General features: G+C 70.3%; 4 protein-coding genes and 1 riboswitch. All 4 genes read left to right on the top strand.

The window, feature by feature from the left end; all coding sequences use genetic code 11:
- On the top strand, window positions 1-1,829 hold a 1,829-nt coding region (gene lon, locus HY703_13295; GenBank protein MBI4546167.1), incomplete at its 5' end, for an endopeptidase La.
- 412 nt (window positions 1,830-2,241) lie between these two features.
- Complete coding sequence (locus HY703_13290) at window positions 2,242-2,931, top strand: hypothetical protein (protein ID MBI4546166.1); 690 nt, start codon at window positions 2,242-2,244, stop codon at window positions 2,929-2,931.
- A 77-nt stretch (window positions 2,932-3,008) separates the two neighbouring features.
- A complete protein-coding gene (locus HY703_13285) occupies window positions 3,009-3,662 on the top strand; it encodes a hypothetical protein (GenBank protein ID MBI4546165.1) in 654 nt (217 codons plus the stop codon).
- A 273-nt stretch (window positions 3,663-3,935) separates the two neighbouring features.
- Window positions 3,936-4,087: riboswitch (TPP riboswitch) on the top strand.
- Window positions 4,088-4,202: 115 nt separating this feature from the next.
- Window positions 4,203-5,482, top strand: a 1,280-nt coding sequence (locus HY703_13280) for a phosphomethylpyrimidine synthase ThiC (protein ID MBI4546164.1), incomplete at its 3' end; no start/stop codon positions are given.

Below are 5,482 nucleotides of genomic sequence, written 5' to 3'. Positions count from 1 at the left end.
TCGCAGCGCTGGACCTGCCGGCGGAGGCGTGCTCGGAAGTGGAGCGGGAGCTGCACCGGCTGGAGCGGACGCATCCGCAATCGGCGGAGTACCAGGTCATTCGCACCTACCTCGAGTGGGTGACGGAGCTGCCGTGGAGTGGGCGGACGGAGGACAAGATCGACCTGGTGCAGGCGGAGCGGATTCTGGGGGAGGATCATTACGGCCTCGAGGATGTGAAAGATCGGGTGCTCGAGTTCCTGGCCGTACGCAAGCTGCAGATGGAGCGGGCAGAGGCGGAGGCGGCGGAGGAAGCCGCGGGCGCGGCGGCCGAAGCAGAGGCCGAGCAGCCGGCTGGCGGCCTGGTCGGCTCAGCGGGTAAGGATCCGGAATCGGGCTCGGGATCGGAGCCTGTGGAGCCCGGTGCCGCTTCAGTGCGGCCGCATGCGGCGGACGCAGTACGGGCCAAGGCGCGGGCGGTGGGTCGCGGGCCGATCCTGCTGTTCGTGGGTCCGCCGGGGGTGGGGAAGACCTCGATCGCCAAGTCCATTGCCCGGGCGCTGGGGCGCAAGTACGTGCGCATTGCGTTGGGCGGCGCCCGGGACGAGGCCGACATCCGGGGGCATCGCCGGACATACGTGGGCGCTATGCCCGGCCGGATCATTCAGGGGCTGCGGCAGGCGGGCTCGAAGAACCCGGTGTTCCTGCTGGACGAGGTGGACAAGCTGGGTGTGAGCCTGCAGGGCGACCCGTCCGCGGCGCTGCTCGAGGTGCTCGACCCGGCGCAGAACCACTCCTTCGTCGATCACTACCTGGGTGTGCCCTTCGATCTCTCGGAGGTCCTGTTCATTGCCACGGCCAATTACCGGGACCACATCCCGGCGCCACTGCTGGACCGCATGGAGATGGTCGAGTTTGCCGGGTACACGGAGCAGGAGAAGCTCGAGATCGCGAAGCGCTACCTGCTGCCGCGGCAGCGGGAGGAGAGCGGGCTGGCGGCGGAGCAGCTCGAGGTAAGTGACCCGGCAGTGCAGCGGCTCATCAGTGGATACACGCGCGAAGCGGGTGTCCGGCAGCTCGAGCGCGAGCTGGGCAAACTGGCGCGCAAGGCGGCCCGGCGCATTGCCGCGGCGGAGGCCACGCACGTCACCATCGATGAGGCGGACGTGCAGCCGCTGATCGGCCGGCCCCGCGTGCATCCGGAACGGGCGGCGCCGGAGGACGCCGTGGGCGTGGCGACGGGCATGTATTACACGCCCATGGGCGGTGACATCATGTTTGTCGAGGCCAGTATCTCGCCCGGGAAGGACAACCTGATCCTGACCGGCCAACTGGGCGACGTCATGAAGGAGTCCGCCCGGGCGGCCCTGACCTACGCGAAGACGCACCACGACCGGCTGGGCATCGCGGAGGAGAGCCTGCGCGAGCTCGAGATCCACATCCATGTGCCGGCGGGCGCCGTCCCCAAGGACGGCCCTTCGGCGGGCATCACCATGGCCACCGCCCTGGTATCCGTGCTCTCCCGCCGCCCCGTGCGCCACGACGTGGCCATGACGGGAGAGGTCACCTTGACCGGCCGGATACTGGCGATCGGCGGGCTCAAGGAGAAGGTGCTCGGGGCCTACCGTGCTGGGATCCGAGAGGCCATCCTGCCGCGGGACAACGAGCCCGACCTGGACGACCTGCCGTTGGAGGCTCGGGAGCAGATGACCTTCCACCTGGCCGGCGAACTGGGCGAGGTGCTGGCGCTGGCCCTGCGCGGCGCCAGCCTGCAGGAGGGCACTCTTATCTTCCCGGAGGCGGCACTGCCCGCGCCGGCCACGGGATTCTCAGCCGGACAGCTCATGTAAGAGGGCGTGGGTCGCGGCGCAGGCGGCGTCGCTTGGAGCGGCCCCCGGCGCTCTCGCAACAACCCCCCGCGGGTCGGCAGATCCACGGGGGCGACGGGGGGGCGACGGGGGCGAGTTTTTTCTTGCGTTTTGTGGGGAGCTCCTGCATATTGCGTGTATCATCTCAAGATTGTGCTGTCATTGCCGTTCCCGGCTGGTTGCTTCCGGCGTGTAGCCGGCCAACTCCTCGTGCCTGGACGGACGGAATGCGGCAACCCTCGAGGTATCGGGTAGACAGGAGCACGCGGCTCCTGGGCCCCACCCTCCATCATGCCCCTGCCATCCTGCACACGCGCGAGCCGCCGTTCCGCGCGGCGAGGCCGGCGGCTGTGGATGCCCACGGTCACCATCACCCGCTTTACGGAGGCGTGCTATGAGACACCCCTCACTGTACCGGGTAGGTGGAAACGCCCTCCTGGTGGGCGCTGTTCTCTTCGCGGCCGGCGCGCTCCTGCACGCGGCGCAGCCAGAGACGCTGGACGAGGCGGCCAGCCTGGCGGCGGGGCAGTGGGCGCTCTCCCACTGGCTCCTCGGGATCGGTTTCTTCCTCATCCTGGGCGGCTTTGTGGCGCTGGTCCGGCACTTCGGCGGCGGCGAGCTGGAGGGGTGGGCGGCGCTCGGGCTGGGCGGCGTGGTGCTGGGTACCGCCGGGGGTATGGTCCTGATTGCGCCGGAAGCGGCTACGTATCCCATGCTCACGGAAATGCAGGGCGCAGGCGGTGAGGACGCGGTGGCGGCCTCGCACGCCTTCCTGGCCATCAACTCGGGGCTGGTCATGGGCGTTTTCGCCATGGCCGTGCCCGCTTTCTGGGCCGGCACCACGCTGTTTGCGCTGGCCGTCGCCCGCGATGCTGCCTTCCCGCGCGGGCTCGGCTATGCCGGCGCGGCCGTGGGCGTGGCCAATGTGGCGGCCATCTTTCTGGTGCAGAGCTTTACCGTGCACCGTGCGCTGGGCGTGCTGGGCGCGGCCTGGCTGGCCCTGCTCGGCGTGAGCATGGCACGGCTGGGGCGGGCCGCGCCCACGGCCGCGCCCACAGGCGCCATGGCCGGGAGCGGCGCTTGAGCTGATTGCGGGGCCGCGCGAGGGCGATCGCTCCGCGCGGCCTGTTCGTTCACCCTCTGTCTGCCGGGAGGCAAGGTATGCGACACCCCTCGTTGTACAACGTCGGCGGGAATGGGCTGATCGCGGGCGGCATCCTGCTGGCCATCGGCGTGTTCCTGCACCCCGCGCCTCCGGAATCGGCCGATGCCGCGGTCACCTTCGACATGGCGGGGCTGAACGTGGCGCACTGGGCGATCGCGCTCGGTGAGATCCTGGCCCTGGCCGGCATCCTGTGCCTGAGCCGGCACTTCAGTAGCACGGCAGCCGGCGGCTGGGCCTTGCTGGGCGTGGCCCTGGCGCTGGTGGGCACCATGGGGGTCATCACCGCGCCGGGCACGGAGGCTTCGGCCATCCGGCTGATGGCCGTCGCGGGCATGGAGGAAAGCGCCAATGTCATGGCGGACGCGCACACACAGGCAGTGACCACCTCGATCGTCGCGCACTGGCTGGCCGTAGTCGTCTTTGGACTGGCCATGACGCGCGATTCGGCCTGGCCAAGCTGGCTGGCCTATTCGGGGGTCGGCGTCGGCCTGCTCGAGGTGATAGGCACATTCGCCTTCCCGCCCGCCACGGGGATGATGGTCGCACTGCTCGGCTTTGCCTGGCTGGTGGCGGCCGGCGCCACCATGGCCCGCATGGGCCGCGTGGCGGCGGCTGCGCCCGCGGGCGCGGCAGTCGGCGCAGGGGCGTAACCTGCCGGGAAAGCCTGCCTCCTCCGGCAGGCGTCTACCCTGTGGCTTCGAGCCCCGCGGTCCGCCCGGACCGCGGGGCTTTGTTTTGCTGGCCGCCAGCGCCGCCTTCAATTCGCCGGGTTGAACGCCATGGTCCTGCCGGTGCGTGCGCTGGAGCCGGGATAGAGCCCGGGGGGAGACCTGGGTGTGGGCGGTACGTGGGGCAGGCGGGCGCGGCGGGCGGGCGGACGCGGCGGCTGTTGACCGGGAGGGACGGGGCACATAGCTTGGAACCCAGGCCGCCAGGGGTATCCCGGCGTCCGCCCGATCTGTGGCCGCCCGTTTCGGGCAAGCGCCAGGGCGTCGGGCAGGGCGCGGGATTGAGAGCACACCCTTGGAACCTGATCCGGTTGAGACCGGCGTAGGGAGCGCGGCGGATCTTCCAGGACCGGGACACACAGTCCCGCCATCGCCATCGCCGCCCGAGCGCCGCGCGGCGATTTTGCTTTTCCGCCGCGTTCCCTGCCCGCCGGTCCGCCGCAACCCGGAGGAGCGACTGCCATGAGCCCACGAACAGCAACCCGCGAAGCCGGCAAGCTGGGCGCAGGCCCGGTCCCGGTCGCCACCACGTTCGACGACGCGTACCCCCGCTCGAGGAAGGTCTACCTCGAAGGGCGGCAGGGGATCCGCGTCCCCATGCGGGAGATCAGCCTCTCGGGCGGCGAGCCGCCGCTCCGCGTCTACGACACCAGCGGGCCGCAGGGAATTGACGTGCGCCGGGGGCTGCCGCCGCTACGGCGGGAGTGGATACTCGGCCGGCGAGACGTCGAGGAGGTTCCTCCAGCCTACCGGCTGATTCCTGAGGCGGCGACACGGGGACGCGGGGACACGGCGACCGGCACGACCTCCCTGGCCGCTTCGCCGCGTCGCCGCGTTGCCGCTTCCTGGGCGAAGGGCGGCGAGGCGGGAATCCCCCCCACCCTCCGCCGCCCCGTCCTGCGTGCCAGGCCGAGGGCCGCGGTCACTCAGATGCACTACGCGCGGCGCGGCGAGATCACGCCGGAAATGGAGTTCGTCGGCCTGCGCGAGGGCCTGGAGGCGGAGCTGGTGCGCTCGGAGGTGGCGCGGGGGCGGGCGATCCTCCCGGCCAACATCAACCACCCCGAGTCCGAGCCCATGATCATTGGCCGGCGCTTCAAGGTGAAGATCAACGCCAACATCGGGAACTCGGTCGTGGCCTCCTCCATCGAGGAGGAGGTGGAGAAGATGCGCTGGGCCACGCTCTGGGGCGCGGACACGATCATGGACCTGTCGACGGGCAAGAACATCCACGAGACACGCGAGTGGATCCTGCGCAACTCGCCCGTGCCCGTGGGCACTGTGCCCATCTACCAGGCGCTGGAGAAGGTGGGCGGCGTGCCCGAGGAGCTGAGCTGGGAGATCTATCGGGACACGCTCATCGAGCAGGCCGAGCAGGGCGTGGACTACTTCACCGTGCACGCCGGCGTGCTGCTGCGCTATATCCCGCTCACCGCGAATCGCGTGACGGGCATCGTCTCGCGCGGCGGCTCGATCATCGCCAAGTGGTGCCTGGCGCACCACCAGGAGAGCTTCCTGTACACGCGCTTCCGCGAGATCTGCGAGATCATGTCCGCCTACGACGTGGCCTTCTCGCTGGGAGACGGGCTCCGGCCCGGCTGCCAGGCCGACGCCAACGACGAGGCCCAGTTCGCCGAGCTGGAGACGCTCGGCGAGCTGACCACGATCGCCTGGGAGCGCGACTGCCAGGTGATGATCGAGGGGCCGGGGCACGTGCCCATGCACCTCATCAAGGAGAACGT

The sequence above is a fragment of the Gemmatimonadota bacterium genome (assembly GCA_016209965.1).
Taxonomy (GTDB): domain Bacteria; phylum Gemmatimonadota; class Gemmatimonadetes; order Longimicrobiales; family RSA9; genus JACQVE01.
Note: the sequence above shows the minus strand (reverse complement) of the source record. Positions and strands in the feature narration are given on the sequence as shown.

Coding starts and splice junctions, on each gene's coding strand:
- HY703_13290 (MBI4546166.1), top strand. CDS start 2,242: ATGAGACACCCCTCACTGTACCGGGTAGGTGGAAACGCCCTCCTGGTG.
- HY703_13285 (MBI4546165.1), top strand. CDS start 3,009: ATGCGACACCCCTCGTTGTACAACGTCGGCGGGAATGGGCTGATCGCG.